15 protein-coding genes and 1 tRNA gene are annotated in these 15,429 nt (G+C 65.2%); 5 read left to right on the plus strand and 11 right to left on the minus strand.

Annotated elements, in window-relative coordinates; all coding sequences use genetic code 11:
* Positions 1-32: 32 nt before the first annotated feature.
* The 10 genes from ACQUQO_RS04400 to ACQUQO_RS04445 all read right to left on the minus strand — a co-directional run bounded on the left by ACQUQO_RS04400 (position 33) and on the right by ACQUQO_RS04445 (position 10,386).
* Positions 33-2,003, minus strand: coding sequence for a molybdopterin oxidoreductase family protein (locus ACQUQO_RS04400; protein ID WP_435076742.1), 1,971 nt, complete (start codon positions 2,001-2,003; stop codon positions 33-35).
* A gap of 57 nt (positions 2,004-2,060) precedes the next feature.
* Positions 2,061-2,942: a phosphate ABC transporter ATP-binding protein PstB gene (gene pstB, locus ACQUQO_RS04405; RefSeq protein WP_435076743.1), complete on the minus strand. Its 882-nt coding sequence runs from the start codon at positions 2,940-2,942 to the stop codon at positions 2,061-2,063.
* Positions 2,939-4,576: a phosphate ABC transporter permease PstA gene (pstA, locus tag ACQUQO_RS04410; RefSeq protein ID WP_435076744.1), complete on the minus strand. Its 1,638-nt coding sequence runs from the start codon at positions 4,574-4,576 to the stop codon at positions 2,939-2,941. Before pstA ends, pstB begins: the two co-directional genes overlap by 4 nt.
* Positions 4,573-5,625 carry a phosphate ABC transporter permease subunit PstC gene (gene pstC, locus ACQUQO_RS04415; RefSeq protein ID WP_435076745.1) on the minus strand — a complete coding sequence of 351 codons (1,053 nt, stop codon included), beginning with the start codon at positions 5,623-5,625 and terminating at the stop codon, positions 4,573-4,575. Before pstC ends, pstA begins: the two co-directional genes overlap by 4 nt.
* The gene (locus ACQUQO_RS04420; protein WP_435076746.1) at positions 5,622-6,710 is read right to left on the minus strand and encodes a PstS family phosphate ABC transporter substrate-binding protein; all 1,089 of its coding nucleotides are present in this window, start codon (positions 6,708-6,710) and stop codon (positions 5,622-5,624) included. The genes pstC and ACQUQO_RS04420 overlap by 4 nt, the downstream gene beginning before the upstream one ends.
* A 74-nt stretch (positions 6,711-6,784) precedes the next feature.
* Positions 6,785-7,204, minus strand: coding sequence for a peptide-methionine (R)-S-oxide reductase MsrB (gene msrB / locus ACQUQO_RS04425; protein WP_435076747.1), 420 nt, complete (start codon positions 7,202-7,204; stop codon positions 6,785-6,787).
* Positions 7,205-7,283: 79 nt separating this feature from the next.
* Positions 7,284-7,358 (minus strand) — tRNA-Glu (locus ACQUQO_RS04430).
* Between the two features lie 53 nt (positions 7,359-7,411).
* The gene (locus ACQUQO_RS04435) at positions 7,412-8,545 is read right to left on the minus strand and encodes a helix-turn-helix transcriptional regulator (RefSeq protein ID WP_435076748.1); all 1,134 of its coding nucleotides are present in this window, start codon (positions 8,543-8,545) and stop codon (positions 7,412-7,414) included.
* A 57-nt stretch (positions 8,546-8,602) separates the two neighbouring features.
* The gene (gene thyX, locus ACQUQO_RS04440; RefSeq protein ID WP_435076749.1) at positions 8,603-9,346 is read right to left on the minus strand and encodes an FAD-dependent thymidylate synthase; all 744 of its coding nucleotides are present in this window, start codon (positions 9,344-9,346) and stop codon (positions 8,603-8,605) included.
* A gap of 71 nt (positions 9,347-9,417) precedes the next feature.
* Positions 9,418-10,386, minus strand: coding sequence for an LEA type 2 family protein (locus ACQUQO_RS04445; protein WP_435076750.1), 969 nt, complete (start codon positions 10,384-10,386; stop codon positions 9,418-9,420).
* 179 nt (positions 10,387-10,565) lie between these two features.
* Between ACQUQO_RS04445 and ACQUQO_RS04450 the strand changes: the two genes are divergently transcribed.
* The 5 genes from ACQUQO_RS04450 (at position 10,566) to ACQUQO_RS04470 (ending at position 13,636) form a co-directional block, all read left to right on the plus strand.
* On the plus strand, positions 10,566-10,754 hold the full coding sequence (locus ACQUQO_RS04450) for a DUF7525 family protein (RefSeq protein ID WP_435076751.1): 189 nt from the start codon (positions 10,566-10,568) through the stop codon (positions 10,752-10,754).
* Positions 10,755-10,799: 45 nt separating this feature from the next.
* Positions 10,800-11,024 carry a DUF7123 family protein gene (locus tag ACQUQO_RS04455; RefSeq protein ID WP_435076752.1) on the plus strand — a complete coding sequence of 75 codons (225 nt, stop codon included), beginning with the start codon at positions 10,800-10,802 and terminating at the stop codon, positions 11,022-11,024.
* Positions 11,025-11,072: 48 nt separating this feature from the next.
* Positions 11,073-11,501, plus strand: a complete 429-nt coding sequence (locus ACQUQO_RS04460; protein WP_435076753.1) for a CoxG family protein — start codon at positions 11,073-11,075, stop codon at positions 11,499-11,501.
* Entirely contained in the window at positions 11,502-12,323 is an 822-nt protein-coding gene (locus ACQUQO_RS04465) for a carbon-nitrogen family hydrolase (protein WP_435076754.1), read from the plus strand.
* 302 nt (positions 12,324-12,625) lie between these two features.
* Positions 12,626-13,636: a lipid II:glycine glycyltransferase FemX gene (locus tag ACQUQO_RS04470; protein WP_435076755.1), complete on the plus strand. Its 1,011-nt coding sequence runs from the start codon at positions 12,626-12,628 to the stop codon at positions 13,634-13,636.
* A gap of 467 nt (positions 13,637-14,103) precedes the next feature.
* On the opposite strand, the gene ACQUQO_RS04475 is transcribed toward ACQUQO_RS04470, so the two are convergent.
* Positions 14,104-15,210, minus strand: a complete 1,107-nt coding sequence (locus ACQUQO_RS04475) for a DUF354 domain-containing protein (RefSeq protein WP_435076756.1) — start codon at positions 15,208-15,210, stop codon at positions 14,104-14,106.
* Positions 15,211-15,429: the final 219 nt, after the last annotated feature.

Raw genomic sequence — 15,429 nt, forward strand, 5'->3', positions numbered from 1 at the left:
CTGACGGCAAAATCGTCGTCTTGCTACTGCGATTATGCGATTCGGATACGTGTCCGCCCGGCACCGAGCAGCGGGTCGGCGACGCCCGCGTGGACGAAGACGGTACCCTGCCGAACGCTGCGGCTCCGCTGGGCGATGACCTCGATGTGCCCGTCCGCGCTCTCGACGACGACGCGCTCGCCGTCTGCCACGCCTCGGGCGTCGGCGTCCGTGGGGTGGATGGCGAGGGTGTCGTCGGCCGTTCCCACCTCGCTCCCCATCGTCGTCGTGGCGACGTCGCCACTGCGCGAGCCGGTAAGCAACACCAGCTCTCCAGTCCCCTCGTCGGCAGGCTCGGCGGTGGGAATCGGCACGAACGGCGCACGGCGCTCGCCGGTCATGAACTCCCCTCGATGAAGGACGTCGGTTCCCTCGTTCGCGCCGTCGGGAAACGGCCAGCGCTGGCTCTCCGTGCCGATGGCCTCGTAGTTCATGCCCGCGTACTGCGGGTTCACGGCGGTGAGTTCCGCGAACACCTCCTCGGGACTATCGTACTCGAATCCATCACCGGCGAGGCGCTCGCCGAGCGCACACAGAATCTCGAAATCGCCCCGCGCCGCACCCGGCGGCGATTCGAGCGCGCGCATTCGCTGGACCTGTCTGTCGAGGTTCGTCACGGTGCCTGACTTTTCCGACCAGATGCCCGCCGGCAGCACGACATCGGCGTGGGCGGTCGTCTCGGTGGAGGTGACGTCCTGCACGAGCAGGAAATCGAGCGTATCGAGACCGCGCGCGACGGTCTGCCTGTCGAGTTTCGTCACCGCGGGGTTCTCGCCGAGGACGAACGCACCCCGAATTTCCCTACCGAAGGCACGAACGAGGTCGAGTTCCGTCGGTCCCGGTTCCGAGGGCGGTTCGATGCCCCAGACATCGGCCACCTGCTCGCGCGCCGCCCTCTCGGTGACGGGACGGCCGCCCGGCAGTCGGTGGGGGAGCGCGCCGGCGTCGCAGGCACCCTGTTCGTTGTTGAGACCGCGAAAGAGGTTCATCCCCGCGCCGCGCTTCCCCAAATTCCCGGTGAGCAGCAGCAGGTTCAGGAGTGCATCCGCGGTGGCGGTGTCGTCGGGACCGTCGCCCTCGATACCGGTACCCGTGACGACGGCCGCCCGCTCGGCTCCGCCGAACGCGCGCGCGGCCGCTCGCACGGCTTCGGCATCGACGTCGGCGCGCGCGGCGAGGTCCGCGAACTCCACCTCTCTCACCGATGCGGCGAACGCTTCGAATCCCTCCGTTCGGTCGGCGACGAACCCCTCGTCGACCAGCCCCTCGTCGAGAATCGTTTTGACGAACAGCGCGACCACGAGTTCGTCGGTGCCCGGTCGCGGTGCGATGTGGGTGTCGGCGAGGCGGGTCGTCGCGTTCGCGCGCGGGTCGATGTGGATGAGGTGCGCGTCGTCGTTGACCGCGGGCCTCATATAGGAGTTGAACGCGACCGGCTGCTGGTCGGCCGGGTTCGACCCGATTATCAGAAACGCCCCGGTCTCGGCGAGGTCGGCGAGCGAGTTCGTCATTCCGCCGGAGCCGAGACGGCCTTCCATCGCCGACACGGTCGAATCGTGACAGAGTCGCGCGCGGTTGTCGACGTTGTTCGTCCCGAGGCTCCGCGCGAGTTTTTGAAAGAGATAGTTCTCCTCGTTCGTACAGTGGGGTGCGCCGAGAAATGCCAGCGCGTCCGGGCCGCGCTCTTCGACGATTCGCCAGAACTCGCGTTCGATGCGGTCGTAGGCGTCCGTCCACGACACGGCTTCGAGGTCGCCGTCGCGTCGCACCAGCGGCTGGGTGAGTCGCTTCTCGTCGTCGAACACGTCGAAGGCCGCGATGCCCTTCGGACAGAGTTCGCCATCGGCGTTGACGGGTGCACCTGGCCAGCCGCGCGCCCGCCCGCTGGTATCGTCATAACGGACGCTACAGCCGACCGCACAGAGCGGACAGACGCTTTTCGTGTCCTCGCGTGGCTCGCTCATTCCAGTGACTACACTCGCTTGGAGCGACGGACCCAAAAGGGTTCAGCTGCCGGGTGGTTATCCGAACTTCCCGGTGATGTAGTCCTCGACACGCTGACTCTCGGGGTTCTCGAAGATTTCGTTGGTGTCGCCGTACTCGACGAGTTCGCCGCCGGTGAGGAAGACGGCGGTCTGGTCCGAAATCCGGGCCGCCTGCTGCATGTTGTGGGTGACCACCACCACAGTATAGTCCTCGGCGAGGTCCTCGATGAGGTCTTCGATCTTCGCGGTCGCAATGGGGTCGAGCGCGCTTGCTGGTTCGTCCATGAGGATGACCTCGGGATCGACTGCGAGACAGCGCGCGATACAGAGGCGTTGCTGCTGTCCCCCTGACAGTCCGAGCGCGTTGTCGTCGAGGCGGTCGTCGACCTCCTCCCAGAGGGCGGCCCGCCGGAGCGAGCGCTCGACGAGTGCGTCCTCGCCCTCGCCGTCCTCGCGGCCGAACAGCCGCGCGAGCAGCCCGGTTTCGACGTCGCCGTGCTTTCTGGGACCGTAGGAGACGTTCTTCCGGATGGATTTGGGGAACGGGTTGGGCTGCTGGAACACCATCCCGACGCGCTTTCTGAGCTCGACGAGGTCCGTGCCGTCCCCGTAGATCTCCTGGCCATCGAGCGCGACGCTTCCCTCGACGTTCGCGGCCTTGATGCGGTCGTTCATTCGATTCAGACACCGGAGAAACGTCGACTTTCCACAGCCCGAAGGACCGATGAGCGCCGTGACGCTCTCTTCGGGGATGTCGAGGCTGATGCCTTCGAGTGCCTGCTCGTCGCCGTAGAAGACGTCGAGGTCATCGACGGCGAACTTCGTCCCGTTGTCGAAGTCGTAGTCGGTCCATTCCGGTTCGATGCGTTCGTCGCTCTCGCCGATGGTCCGGTCTCGGTCCCGTTGTATCGTGCTCATGATTGGAGTTTGGTATCGAAGTAGCGCCGCGAGACGATGCCGACCGCATAGAAGGCGAAGACCACCAGCAGGAGAACGAGCGCCGTGGCCCACGCGAACCCGTTGCTCACGTTGCCGACGCCGGCGGTGATGGTCGCGTACAGCTGGTAGGGCAGCGCGGTCGCCGGCTGGAGCAATGCTTCGGTGCTGAACACCGATAGCTCGACGAACGGGAACGACGAGGTGAATCCGGCCCCGAAGTCGAGCACATCGGGTCCGGTCTCGGGGAACGGCTCGCCGGTCAGGACGAGGAGAATCGGCGCGGTCTCGCCGGCGATGCGGCCCACGCCGAGGATGGCACCGGTCACGACGCCGGGCATCGCCGCCGGCAGGACGACACTCTTGATGGTCTGCCAGCGGCTCACGCCGAGCGCCGCGCTCGCATCGCGGTACTCGTCGGGCACGTTGAGCAGCGCCTCGCGGCTCGTGATGATCACGAGGGGAAGCAGCATGAAACTGAGCACCAGCATGCCCGACAGCAGGCTGCTTCCGTTGGAGATGCGCGGCACGAGGAAGGCAAGCCCGAACAGCCCGTAGACGATGCTCGGCGTGCTCCAGAGACCATTGGTGGCGACCTCCACGAGCGCCGTCAATCTGCCCTGTTCGGCGTATTCGGTCAGAAAGACGGCGGTGCCGACGCCGAGCGGGACGGCGACCGTCACCGAGCCGACGACCAGCCAGACGGTGCCGACGATGGCCGGCGCGACGCCGTTGATGGTGTTGGTTATCGCAAAGCCCTCCATTACGAACGGCCAGTGAAACCAGACGAGGGGGGAGCTGATGACGACATATTCGTCCCAACCGGGCGGCTGGAACCACGTCACCGGTTCCCAGAACAGCCCGAAGCGAATGCCCTCTGTCATCGGTCCCCAGCCCCGCACGGCGATGAAGGAGACGAGAACGACCAGCAGCGCGATCATCCCTGCCGCGTTCGCGCTCACGAGCAGCGACGCGCCGCGCGCCCTCCCCTGCGTGCCGAACCCGGCGGCCGCCTGCGCGCCGACCCACGCGAGCAACAGCCCGGCGACGCCCAGCAGTATCGGCAGGGTCGTCGCTGCGGTGAACGCCGCCGACAGGCCCTCCGGCTGCCATCGCCAGCCGGGTCCGATGACGTCGGTCAGGACGAGTCCGCCCACCACGAGCGCGAACCCGCCGCCGGTCGCCGCGAGCGCGCTGTCCTCACGGGGGACGACCGCTAGCACGACCCCGAGCGCCCCGCCGACGAGCGCGCCGACCGGCCAGAGAGTGCCGAACCCAAGCGTCTGTGCGGTCACGAGACCCCCAGTCACCACGCCGATGAGTGCGAAAACGGCCGCAAGCGACGTGCCGGCGGTGTGGTCCGGCGCGACATCGAGCATGCCGAACCTGGCGGTGACGACGACCGCGATCAGACAGCCCGCCGCCGCGACGAGCGCGACCGCGAGCACGTCGAACAGCGACACGCCCATGACGGTGGCGGGGACGACCTGTGCGAACGCGAGCAGGCTCGCGACGAGCACGATGGCACCGGTGACGACGACTGCCCCGCCAGCGTACCGTAGCGGGCCGGTACTGCCTCGGTCGAGCGCGCTCGCCACGCGCGTGTCCGTGCTCATCCCTCACCCCCGAGCGTGCGCTCCATCCGCCGCTCGATGTACTGCGAGCCGATGCTCAGACCGAGTACAGTAATGAAGAGAACGACGCCGGCGGCGAACAGCGCGCTCATCTGCGAGCCGCTGGCGATGCCGTACTGGCTCGCAATGAGGCTGGTGAGCGTCTCGGTGTTACCGAACACGTCATAGAGCGGGTCGGGCAGCGCCTGCACGTGGCCGAGAATCACCGTCGCAGCCATCGTTTCACCCACGGCGCGACCGATACCCAACAGAACGGCCGCCGACACGCCCGAAAACGCCGCCGGGAGCGTCACGGCGGTCGTCGTCTGCCAGTCGGTCGTCCCGAGCGCGAGCGAGCCGTCCTTCATCGGGCCGGGCACGCTCGAAATGGCATCCTCGGCGACCGACACGACTGTGGGGAGCGCCATCGCGCCGATGACGACGCCGACGACGAACAGACTGCCGTAGGTCGGGAGCGCGAACTCGTCGGCCATGAACTGGTTGAGGACTTGAAATCCGATGAAGCCGTAGACGATGGAGGGGATGCCCGCGAGCGCCTCGACGGCTGGTTTGAGCAGGTTGCGCGCCCAGTCAGGGGCCATCTCGGCGATGAACACCGCGCCGGCAATGCCGAGCGGGGCGGCGACGGCGGTGGCGATGAGCGTCGTCACGAGCGTGCCCCACATCATCGGTACGAGCGAGTAGATGGCCGCGCTCGGATTCCAGAGCGCTCCACTGGTCTTCGTCAAAATGTCGAGACCCATAATGCGGAAGGCCGGTATCGATTGGACGACCAGATAGATGGTGATGAGACCGAGCACGAGCACCGTCACGACCGTCGCCGCGAGCGCGAGCGCGCGTGCTGTCGCCGCCTGTTCCCTGAGAACTCCATAGACGACGACGAGCGCGAACGCCGCGAGCGGGTAGACCACCAGTCCGGGCGCGAGGAAGAACGTCACCGCGACGGCCAGCAGCGTGACGCCGAGCAGCGCGCCGACCGGCGTCGGGGTCGAAACCCCTCCAAACCTGTCCAGCCCGCGTTCGACGCTCATTGCTGGGTGTCGGGGAGTTTTTGCCGCTGTTCTTTCCGGCGTTTCGGTGGCAGTGCCGAATAGCCGACCGCCTTCACGAACGTCTGCTGGCCGTACTCGCTGACGAGCATCCGCAACAGTGCGGCCTCCTTCTTCGAGGTGCCCCCGTAGGTGTAGCAGTGGAGGTCCCGTGCGAGCGGGTAACCGCTCTCGGCGAGGTTCTTCCCGGGGACGTATTTCGTCCCGTCGAAGGTGAGCGAGATGGCCGGCACCGAGTCGTCGACGAACGCCAGCGCCATGTACGCGATGGCGTTGTCGGTGTTTTTGACGATCTGCTTGACCTGCTGGTTTTCGCCCTTGCGGATGTCGACGCCCGGAATCGCCGCGTTCGGGTTCCCGAAGAGGTTGTTCCGGAAGGCGGTGTCGGTGCCCGACCCCTCGGCGCGCCCGACGACCTGAATCTGCTTCGACGGGCCGGTGTAGCCCGGAACACCCCTCCAGTTCGTGATTTTGCCCTTGTAGATGGCTTTCAGCGTCTTCGCCGTAATTCCAGTGACGCCGGCCTCCTTGATTGCCTCACTGACGACGATTGGCTGGGCATCGACCCCGACGACGTGGTCGACGTACTTCGCAAGTTTTTGCTGTGCGAGGTCGGGGAACTCCGCCTTCACCGGTGCGCTCGAATTGCCGATGTCGAGACGCCCATTGCGCAGCTTTTCGAGACCGGTTCCCGAGTGGCTGAGACTCACGCTCACCGCAATCGGCGGCGAATCGCTCTCGGTTGCGTCGAAGCCGTACAGCCCGGCCCAGTAATCGGCGAGGCGTTTGTCCGTCTGGATACCGTACTTGCTCGGCTTCCAGAATTTCCCGTCAGGCGGGGTAGCATTCGTCCCCCAGAAGGAAGCGGCCCGGTTGACGATTGGATACACCGTCGAAGAGCCGCCCGCCTGGAGGGTTGGCACGTCACCCGTACTCCCTCCACCGGAGTCGTTCTCGCTGGCGCTGTTCGGTGGCGTCGCGCTCGTGCTGATACAGCCGGCAAGCCCCGCGCACAGCCCGGCTCCGCCCGCCAGCACTGCGCGCCGACTCACAGGCGTTTCCTGCATCGTCCGACGGTAGCCGCAGGGAGGATAAATACCCTACTATGAAATCTATATAGCGGTACGGGTTCGCACGGGCGTTACGAGTCCTCGTCGAAGCCGAGCGCCGCCGAGTTGATGCAGTAGCGCTTGCCCGTCGGTTCTGGCCCGTCGTCGAAGACGTGGCCGAGATGGCCGCCGCAGGTCGCACAGACGACTTCGGTGCGCTCCATCCCGTGGCTGGTGTCCCGCCGGAGTTCGACGTTCGCCCCGTCGGCGACGTCCGAAAAGCTCGGCCACCCCGTCTTGGAGTCGAACTTCGTGTCCGAGGAGAACAGTTCCGTTCCGCAGCCGGCACAGACAAACGTGCCGTCGTCGTCCTCGTCGAGCAACTCGCCGCTGAACTTGGGTTCGGTACCCTGCTCGCGCAGGATTTCGTACTCCTCGTCGGTCAGCACGTCGCGCCATTCCTCCTCGGTCTCGGGCAGGCTCTCGCCGGTCGTCGCCGGTTCGTTCGACATACCAGTTCAAAGGTGGCGCACGCTTTTGGCTGTTGTGGCATGCGATGGAGCGGCCGCTGGGTGAGTCGCATTCACAGAATGCTCCGGCAGGGATTCGAACCCTGGTCATCACCGTGAGAGGGTGATATGATTGGCCGGACTACACCACCAGAGCGCGTCGACATCCCTCCGTAGCGAGCAATTGCGTTTAACGGTTGCGCTTTGCGTTCAGCCGTCCTCGAACGGCGAGCCGGCGACGTCGGGTTCGTGGCCCGCGAGGCTCACGATGTTCTCGCGGCCGACGCGGAGCTTGCTCACGCGACCCTCCTCGGCCATCTCGGAAAGGAGCGTGCTCACCTTCGATTTCGACCAGTCGGTTGCGTCGACGATGTCGGCCTGCTGCATCCGTCCGCCGTTGGCTTCGAGCAGCTCCTCGATACGGTCGGCGTCGCTTCTGAGGTCCGCGGGACTCACGGCCGGCTCCTGCGGTGTGTCCGGCTCGTCGGCTGTGCGTTCGCTTTCGGCATCGGTGGCGGTCGCGTCCGCCGGTTCGTCACCGTCGGCGGTATCGCCAAAGGGTAGCGACGCGTCCGAGCGCCCGACGGCCACCGCACCGAGGACGGCGACGACGGCGAGCGCCGCAACGACCCACGCGAGCGGCACGTTCGACAGCGAGTCACCGCCGGCCGAGAGCGCCGACTCCTCGGTGAAGGCGACCCGTGGATGGCCGCCCGCGAACTGCGCCGGGCCGAAGTAGGTGAGCGAGTCGGTCGTGTTCGCCGAGCCGTTGGTCGATGCATCGGCCGTGGGCGCGACCTCGTCCCAGTCGATTTCGAGGCCCGGTCCGGCCCGAAACTCGATAGAAGTCCCCCGGGAGAGATACAGCCCGCTGTCGAAGCTATCGCCGACGAGATAGCCGCTTTCGGCGGTCGTGAAGTTCGTCCACATGAACGACATCTCGACGACGCCCGTTGCATCCGGCTGTGAGCTGACCCGTGCGTCCCGACTGAACGCCCGTGCGTTCATCGTGCGCCCGGTCGCGTTCGAGCCTTCCGCCGTGAGTGACATCGCTCGCTCCTTGAAATCGGTATAGACGGGCGTCTCCTCGCTCTCGAAGCGGTCTGCGTAGGCACGGAAGCGGCTGATCTCACTCTCGTTTGCGAGCGGTTGGTTGTACCGTTGGGTCCAGCGGGCGGAACCGTTCTCGTAGACCGTGACCACGAAGCGCGCCTCGTCGAAGCCCGTGGTGCTCGAACCGTTCGGCGGGGTAGTCGACTGTGCGTCGCCGACCGCTACGGCGGGGAGGAACAACGCTCCCAGCGCTACCGCGGCGACGAGACCGAGCAGCCACACCCGCGTCATCCATCGTAGATGACCGGACCATCATATAAAAACGCTGTGACCCGCCCTTCGCGTGAATCAGGGTGCCAATCGGTTCTTTCGGCCCTTCATGTGCTCGTCGTAGTGGGCGAAGGTGAGCGGACACCACTCGGCGGCGTGGTCGAGCACCGCCTCGGTCAGCTCTCGAATCTCCCACTGGCTGTCGGCGGCGGCGCGCATGTCCGCGATGTGCATCAGCATGCGGACGTTCATCGAGAACACCATGTTCACTTCCGTCCCGATGGGCAGGACGAATCGGGCGTCTTCCGGGGCCATTCCCGTTTCGAGCAGTTCCTGATACGACTCGACCGATTCGGTGACCGACTCTCGGAAGATTTGCTCGCGGCGCTCGATGGTCTCTCCGTCGACCGCGCCACCGCTTTGGTTGCGGCCCACCCAGTCGGGGTCGGTCGCCGACGGCGGCGTGACGACCATCGCGCCCTCGCGAACGTCGGCGGGGTCGACGTCGTCGAAGGCCACGTAGCGCATCGACTGCACGTCGAAGGAGACGTGGCGATGGCGGGTGAGTTGGGCCATGCACGAGCGGCTGATGCCCTCGACGGCGAAGGTGGCTTGGGGATGCTCGAACGGACCGAAGTGGCCGTGGTCGAGCAGGTGACCGATGAGCGTCTCCTTCTTCTCCTCGATGGTGTCGCCCTCGACGGTGTCCATCATCTCCGCGAACGACTGGTCGCCGACGAAGCCGGACGAATAGTCGCAGCGTGCGGCGGTACAGACCACTCTCTCGGGGTCCTCGGTCGCTTCGAGCAGGCGGACGTCCATACCGAAAGCGACACAGCCCGATGTAATATCCTGTCGGTCAGCGGCCAACCGCTTCACATGCCCAGTCTCGGCTATGCTCCGATGGAGAGGCTTCGAGCCGTCCCTGCTCTGGCGGCCGAGCCGTTCTTCGTGCCGAACACGTCGGTATCGATGTCGGTGCTGTAGCCGAGACCGTCGAGCGGAACTCGCACAGTGGTGTCGCCGGGGAGGTCGAGGACGGCGGTGAGCGACACCCGCAGGTCGGTGTGCTGGTTGCGCTCGATGTGGCTGACCCACCACTCGTCGAGCTTGCGGTTGCGGATGGCCACTCTCGTCCGAACCGTCTGCTCGTCGCCGGGCGGAATCACGTCGCCCCGGCCCGTGGTTCCGTTGGCGACGGGAATCCCGTTCATCGTGACGGTGTAGTCGATGCGGCTGACCGGAATCGGAATCTCGGTCGGATTTCTCACCCTGAGAGCGATGTCGAGCGGCGTCGTCTCGGGCGTCGCGTTCCCCCACGTCGCGGTCGTGCGGTCGACGACGAGTACGGGGTCGTCGAGTAGTGGAAGACTCGCGTTTATCGGCCGTGGCTCGCTCGTGTTCAACGCGCCGGTGATGTCGGTCGTCACCGTCCGGTTCTCGCTCACCCGCTCGGTGCCGAACACCGGCACGTCGACGCTCGCGCTCGTGGCGAGTCGCGTTCGCTCGCCGCGCTCGACGTGGCTCGCCCACCACGCCGGAATCTTCCGATTGTCGATGGCGGTCGTGAAGTTCACCCTCGTCCCGTCTTCCGTGATGCGAAGCCCCTCCCGGCTCCCGTTCCCCATCACGATGCCGTTCATCCGCACCGAGTGGTTGACCGTCGCGTTCCCGAGTCTGACCCCGACCGGGTTCGGGTTCTCGACGAGTAGCTCGGTCGTGACGAGCGTCGTCGAGTCGTTCACGCCGGAAATCCGGCTTTCGGTACGCTCGACCGTCGGGCGCTCGACAGTGAGGGCGGCCACGCCACCGACCGCGGCGAGGGTGACGAGGACGAGCACGGCGGCGCGCGTGCGGTTCATCGGATGGTCGTTTCCATGGTCACGGGAAACAGGCTGTCGGTTGCCCGCCATGATGGAACGATACTGTCGGTTGGGTGGTTACTGTTCGTTCACCGGTCGTTTCGCTGCCACTCGATTGCTCCGCGCGGAGGACGGGCTTCCAACCGACAGTATAAGTCCCCGCCGGTGATAGCGCCGCCATGTCCACAGCAGTCGGGACCGACCGCGGCGTCGGCTTCGCCGTGTTGTTCGTGATACTCGGGCTCATCGGCGCGTTCGCCGCGCTCGTCGGTGGGCTGCTCGAAACCCAACTCACCGCGGCGTGGGGCTTCGCCGTCGCCTCGCTTGCGGGTGCGATTGCCGTCGCCGCGATACACCTCTCGGGCTAACCCTTGCCACAAAGCGTTAAGAGCCTCACGACCGTAGTATCCACAATGAGCGACTTCACCGACGAGGACCGGCGGATTCTCGCGTACCTCCACGACAGCGTTGCGCGTGGGGAGCGCTACTTCCGCTCGAAGAACATCGCCGACCAGCTCGGGCTGAGCGCCAAACAGGTCGGCGTCCGGCTGCCGCGGCTGGACGAGGAGTCAGAAGACATCGACATCGAGAAATGGAGCCGCGCGAAATCGACCACGTGGCGCGTCACGCCCGGCTGAACGGTGAGGCTTCGGCGGATTTTTACCGACTGACCTCCTATCGAAGCCATGACTGTCCGGGTCGAACGCACCTTCGAACTCGACGCCTCGCCCGAAGAAGTCTGGGAGTTCATCGCCGATCCGGGCAAGCGCGCCCAGCCCATCAGCGTCGTCGAATCGTTCGAGGTTCACGACGAGACCCACGCCACGTGGCACGTCTCGCTGCCGATTCCGTTCGTGAACCAGACCATCGCCGTCGAGACCGAGGACACCGAACGCGACCCCCCATCCCACGTGGAGTTCGTCGGCCGCTCGCGCGTGCTCCGGGTCGTCGGCGAACACGACCTCGAAGCCGTGGACGGAGGAACCCGTCTGCACAACCGCTTCACCGTCGAGGGGAAGATGCCCGGCGTCGAGCGGTTTTTCAAACGCAACCTCGACGGCGAACTCGACAACCTCGAACGCGCCATCAACGAGGACGCCGAAATCGAGGCGTAGATGCGCCTCGCGTGCTGTCAACACGGAATCGAGGCCGCGAGCGCCGAGAACGTCGAGCGGGCACTCGCGGCCATCGCCGAGGCCGCAAGCGGGGGCGCGGACCTCGTCTGTCTGCCCGAAATATTCAACGTCGGCTACTTCGCGTTCGACGACTACGAGCAGGGTGCACAGTCGCTTGCCGGGCCGACGCTCTCGCGGGTCGCCGACGCGGCGCGCGAGTACGGTGTCGGCGTGCTCGCCGGCTCCATCGTCGAGGACCTCGCGGCGAGCGCGGGAGACGGGTTCGATGTGCCCGCCGAGCGGGGACTGGCGAACACGTCGGTGTTTTTCGACCGCGACGGCGAGCGCCGGGCGGTCTATCGCAAACACCACCTCTTCGGCTACGAATCGCGCGAAGCCGAGTTGCTCGTTCCGGGTAAGTCGCTCGGACTGGCGGAATTCGACGGGTTCACCCTCGGGATGACGACCTGCTACGACCTGCGCTTTCCCGAACTCTACCGCGAGCTTGCGGATGCGGGCGCGACTCTCGTCCTCGTGCCGAGCGCGTGGCCGTATCCGCGCGTCGACCACTGGCAACTCCTCCCGCGGGCGCGCGCCGTCGAGAACCAGCTGTTCGTGGCGACGTGTAACGGTTCCGGGACGTTCGTCGAGACCGAACTCTGTGGGCGCTCGGCGATATACGACCCGTGGGGCGAGGTGCTGGCCGAAGCGGGTTCCGACGAACGCGCTGCCGACGAACCGGCCGTCGTCACCGCCGACATCGACCCCGAGCGCGTGGCGAGCGTGCGCGAGGAGTTCCCGGCGCTCGGCGACCGGCGATAGAAAGCGGGGGAGTTATGTGGGGTGCGTGCGTCGTTCGAACTGCCGGGACGTGACGCTTTTCTCGTCGCAACCGGCAACACAGCACCCGTCGCGCCGCGCACCCACACCCCCACTCGAACCCGGATTCGTCCTCGGCGGTCCCACACCTCTTTCGCTCCTCGTCATCGCACCGCCAGCCGTGACTCCGGGACGAGCAATGAACCGTTATCTCTGTGGGCAAACGAAAAAGGACAACTCCTTTATCCGGCTGCCGGGGTGTGATACGTATCGATGATGAACGCCAGCGCACGCCTGTCCGACCCATGAGAATCGAGCGACTGGACTTCGAGACGTGGGCAGGGGCGCTTCCCAACCGCGGCTTCGAGGTCTTTCACACCCCCGGGGCGCTGTCGGTGCTCGACCGCCACGCACCCGGCGAGTGCTACCTCCTTGGCGGGTATCGTGGCGAGCAGCTGGTGGCGATGGTGCCGCTGTTCGTCCGGCACGTCGGCGGACTGCGAATCGTCTCCTCGCCGCCGCCCGGCATGGCCGTTCCCAACCTCGGGCCGCTCGTGATGCCGACGAGCCCGAAACGGCGCAAGCAGGAGAAGGTAAACCGCGAGTTCACCGAGAGCCTGCTCGACGTGCTCGACACCGATTCGCCACGGACGCTCGTTCGCCTGCTCTGTCCGCCCGACTACACCGACCCGCGCCCCTATCGGTGGGGCGGACTGTCGGTCGAACCCTCGTTCACCTACCGCGTCGCGGTCGACGACCCTGACGAACTCATCGACTCGTTCAGCCGGAGCCTCCGCCGGGAGATTCGCTCCGGGATGGACCTCGATGTCGACATCGAGACCGCGGGCGTCGCCGGCGGCGAGACGGTCTTCGAAGAGACCGCCGAGCGCTACGCCGCCCAATCCGAGACGTTCGGCCCGACGTGGCCCTATGTTCGGGACGTCATCGAGGAATTGGGTGAGCGCTGTCGGGTGTACGTCGCCCGCGCCGACGGCGACTACCTCGGAGGAGTCATCGCGCTGTTTTCGAACGATGCGGCGTACTACTGGCTCGGCGGCACGCGCGCGACCCACGAGAACGTTAGCATCAACAGCCTGCTCCACTGGCGTATCATCAACGACATCGCCGAGAATCCACCTGTCGACTCCGTGCACGAGTACGACCTCGTGGGCGCGAACACCGAACACCTCTGCCGATACAAATCGAAATTCGGCGGGGAGCTGGTGCCGTACTACACCGTCGAATCGAGCGGGTTGGCGATGGACGCTGCGAAGGGAGCCTACGGGGTGCTCAACCGGGTCACGGAGCGTTTCTAACTGATAAAGCAATTGGGGATTCGAAACCAAGGAAAATCACACACACAAGTACCGTAAAACCATTATCGATAAGATGAAAGAAAACCTCCAAGAATGAACAACCGTACTTTGATCTTATGTGGCCTTGCTATTCTCGGATTAGGAATCATACTCATAGTACAGGGACTAATCACTGGTATCACTCCCGCCTGTACGTTAACAGCATGTGCTGGAAACGCTGACCCGAGATTCAGAGGAATAGGTGTGAGAGGGTTTACAATCGTCCTATACACTGATTGTCGTTATTGCATGGTCTCACGCTGGGTTGTTTACGGCGGAGTTCTTTCATTGATTGGACTGAGCACAGTCGTCAGCGGCTCTACATTGAACAAATACAGTACATCATAATGTGGAGTTGAAAGTACTGGTATTATCTGAATATCGAGTGATGACTACCCAAAACCACTCGTTCACCCGGTGAGATTCCCCTAACGCTCCGGCGTCGGCGGGTCGGGGCGTCGTGGCGGCTCCCCCTGTGAAAGACCATCGACCGCAGCGGCCCCGCCGGGACTGGTGGCGAGCTCGACGATGACATCGGTGAGGTTCACCTTGTCGGCGATGAACGCGTCGCGCTTTTCGGTCCATTCCCCCACGAGACCATCCTCATCGAGCAGCGATTCCGCGCGCTCGATGGCCGCCTCGAAGGAGGCGATGTTGAATATCAGTCCCTCGTTTTCGAGTTCGATGAAGTTGCCCATGTCCGCCTCGCCGACGAAGGAGTTCGACCGGATGGCGGGCGTTCCCAACAATGCGGCCTCGGTGACCATCGTCTGCGTGTCGGCGACCAGCAGATGCGCCTCGCTGAGTGCGTCGTGCAATAGTCCGGGGTGGAGGTCGAACGGTCGGGCGTCGATGTCCCCGAAGTTCATGTTCCCGCTCTCGTCGGAGACGAACACGGTCGCGTCGTCGGCGAGGCGTTCGATGAGCCTGCGCCGCTCGGCGGGACCGATGCCCGAGTGGCTGACGTCGTGATGGGAGCCGAAGGCGTTGAACCGGCAGATGACGTACTTCTCGTTCGGGCCGACGCCGAGCTGTTCGCGGATGTCCTCGCGGGGCGTGAACACGTCGGGATGGAGGTACGCACACTCCTTGAAGCCCCGAAAGCGGTAGTGATTCGGCCCCAAATTCTTGCCGAAGGCGTCGGGCGTGAGGATGGCGTCGGCGAAGGGCCGCGAGACGGCGTGGTCGAGCGATGTGGGTTCGGAGTCGAGGATCAGCGTCACCGGCGTGCGCGAGAGCGCGCCGGCGTGGGCCGCGTACGCGCCCATCCCGAAGATGCGGTCGGGCGAGTATCGTCGCGTCTGTCTGATGATGGAGAGGTAGTGGCGAGGAAGCTGATACAGAAGCGAGCGCTTTTCGGTCGCCAGCCGGCCGTACAGCCGATAGGGGAGGTCGTGGTAGTCGAGCAACTCCCGCGTACAGCCGTAATCACGGGCGAGAATCAACACGTCGTGACCGCGCTCGTCGAGTGTTGCGACGGCGTGTTTGTAGAGGTGGACGTGTGCAGGAGTGTTCGTGAAAAAGAGATAGTTCATTCAGTCTTGTGTGCGGCGAGGAACTCGATGCTCCTAAACACGTCGGTCCGACCACTCCCGCCGGTTTGGCTCGTGTCGTCGCTCCGCCCCGCTCGCCGCTTTCTTTCACACTCGCCTTCGTCGATTTCGTGGGCCACTCCACCGGTCGAACGGCGCGTTTTCGACGGTCGGTGGTCCTCGGCGGAAGTCGTTAGTCATATACGACCGGCCCGCACTGGT

The sequence above is a fragment of the Halococcus sp. AFM35 genome, assembly GCF_051195015.1.
In the GTDB taxonomy this organism is placed as follows: domain Archaea; phylum Halobacteriota; class Halobacteria; order Halobacteriales; family Halococcaceae; genus Halococcus.

Coding starts and splice junctions, on each gene's coding strand:
- ACQUQO_RS04400 (WP_435076742.1), bottom strand. CDS start 2,003: ATGAGCGAGCCACGCGAGGACACGAAAAGCGTCTGTCCGCTCTGTGCG.
- pstB (WP_435076743.1), bottom strand. CDS start 2,942: ATGAGCACGATACAACGGGACCGAGACCGGACCATCGGCGAGAGCGAC.
- pstA (WP_435076744.1), bottom strand. CDS start 4,576: ATGAGCACGGACACGCGCGTGGCGAGCGCGCTCGACCGAGGCAGTACC.
- pstC (WP_435076745.1), bottom strand. CDS start 5,625: ATGAGCGTCGAACGCGGGCTGGACAGGTTTGGAGGGGTTTCGACCCCG.
- ACQUQO_RS04420 (WP_435076746.1), bottom strand. CDS start 6,710: ATGCAGGAAACGCCTGTGAGTCGGCGCGCAGTGCTGGCGGGCGGAGCC.
- msrB (WP_435076747.1), bottom strand. CDS start 7,204: ATGTCGAACGAACCGGCGACGACCGGCGAGAGCCTGCCCGAGACCGAG.
- ACQUQO_RS04435 (WP_435076748.1), bottom strand. CDS start 8,545: ATGACGCGGGTGTGGCTGCTCGGTCTCGTCGCCGCGGTAGCGCTGGGA.
- thyX (WP_435076749.1), bottom strand. CDS start 9,346: ATGGACGTCCGCCTGCTCGAAGCGACCGAGGACCCCGAGAGAGTGGTC.
- ACQUQO_RS04445 (WP_435076750.1), bottom strand. CDS start 10,386: ATGAACCGCACGCGCGCCGCCGTGCTCGTCCTCGTCACCCTCGCCGCG.
- ACQUQO_RS04450 (WP_435076751.1), top strand. CDS start 10,566: ATGTCCACAGCAGTCGGGACCGACCGCGGCGTCGGCTTCGCCGTGTTG.
- ACQUQO_RS04455 (WP_435076752.1), top strand. CDS start 10,800: ATGAGCGACTTCACCGACGAGGACCGGCGGATTCTCGCGTACCTCCAC.
- ACQUQO_RS04460 (WP_435076753.1), top strand. CDS start 11,073: ATGACTGTCCGGGTCGAACGCACCTTCGAACTCGACGCCTCGCCCGAA.
- ACQUQO_RS04465 (WP_435076754.1), top strand. CDS start 11,502: ATGCGCCTCGCGTGCTGTCAACACGGAATCGAGGCCGCGAGCGCCGAG.
- ACQUQO_RS04470 (WP_435076755.1), top strand. CDS start 12,626: ATGAGAATCGAGCGACTGGACTTCGAGACGTGGGCAGGGGCGCTTCCC.
- ACQUQO_RS04475 (WP_435076756.1), bottom strand. CDS start 15,210: ATGAACTATCTCTTTTTCACGAACACTCCTGCACACGTCCACCTCTAC.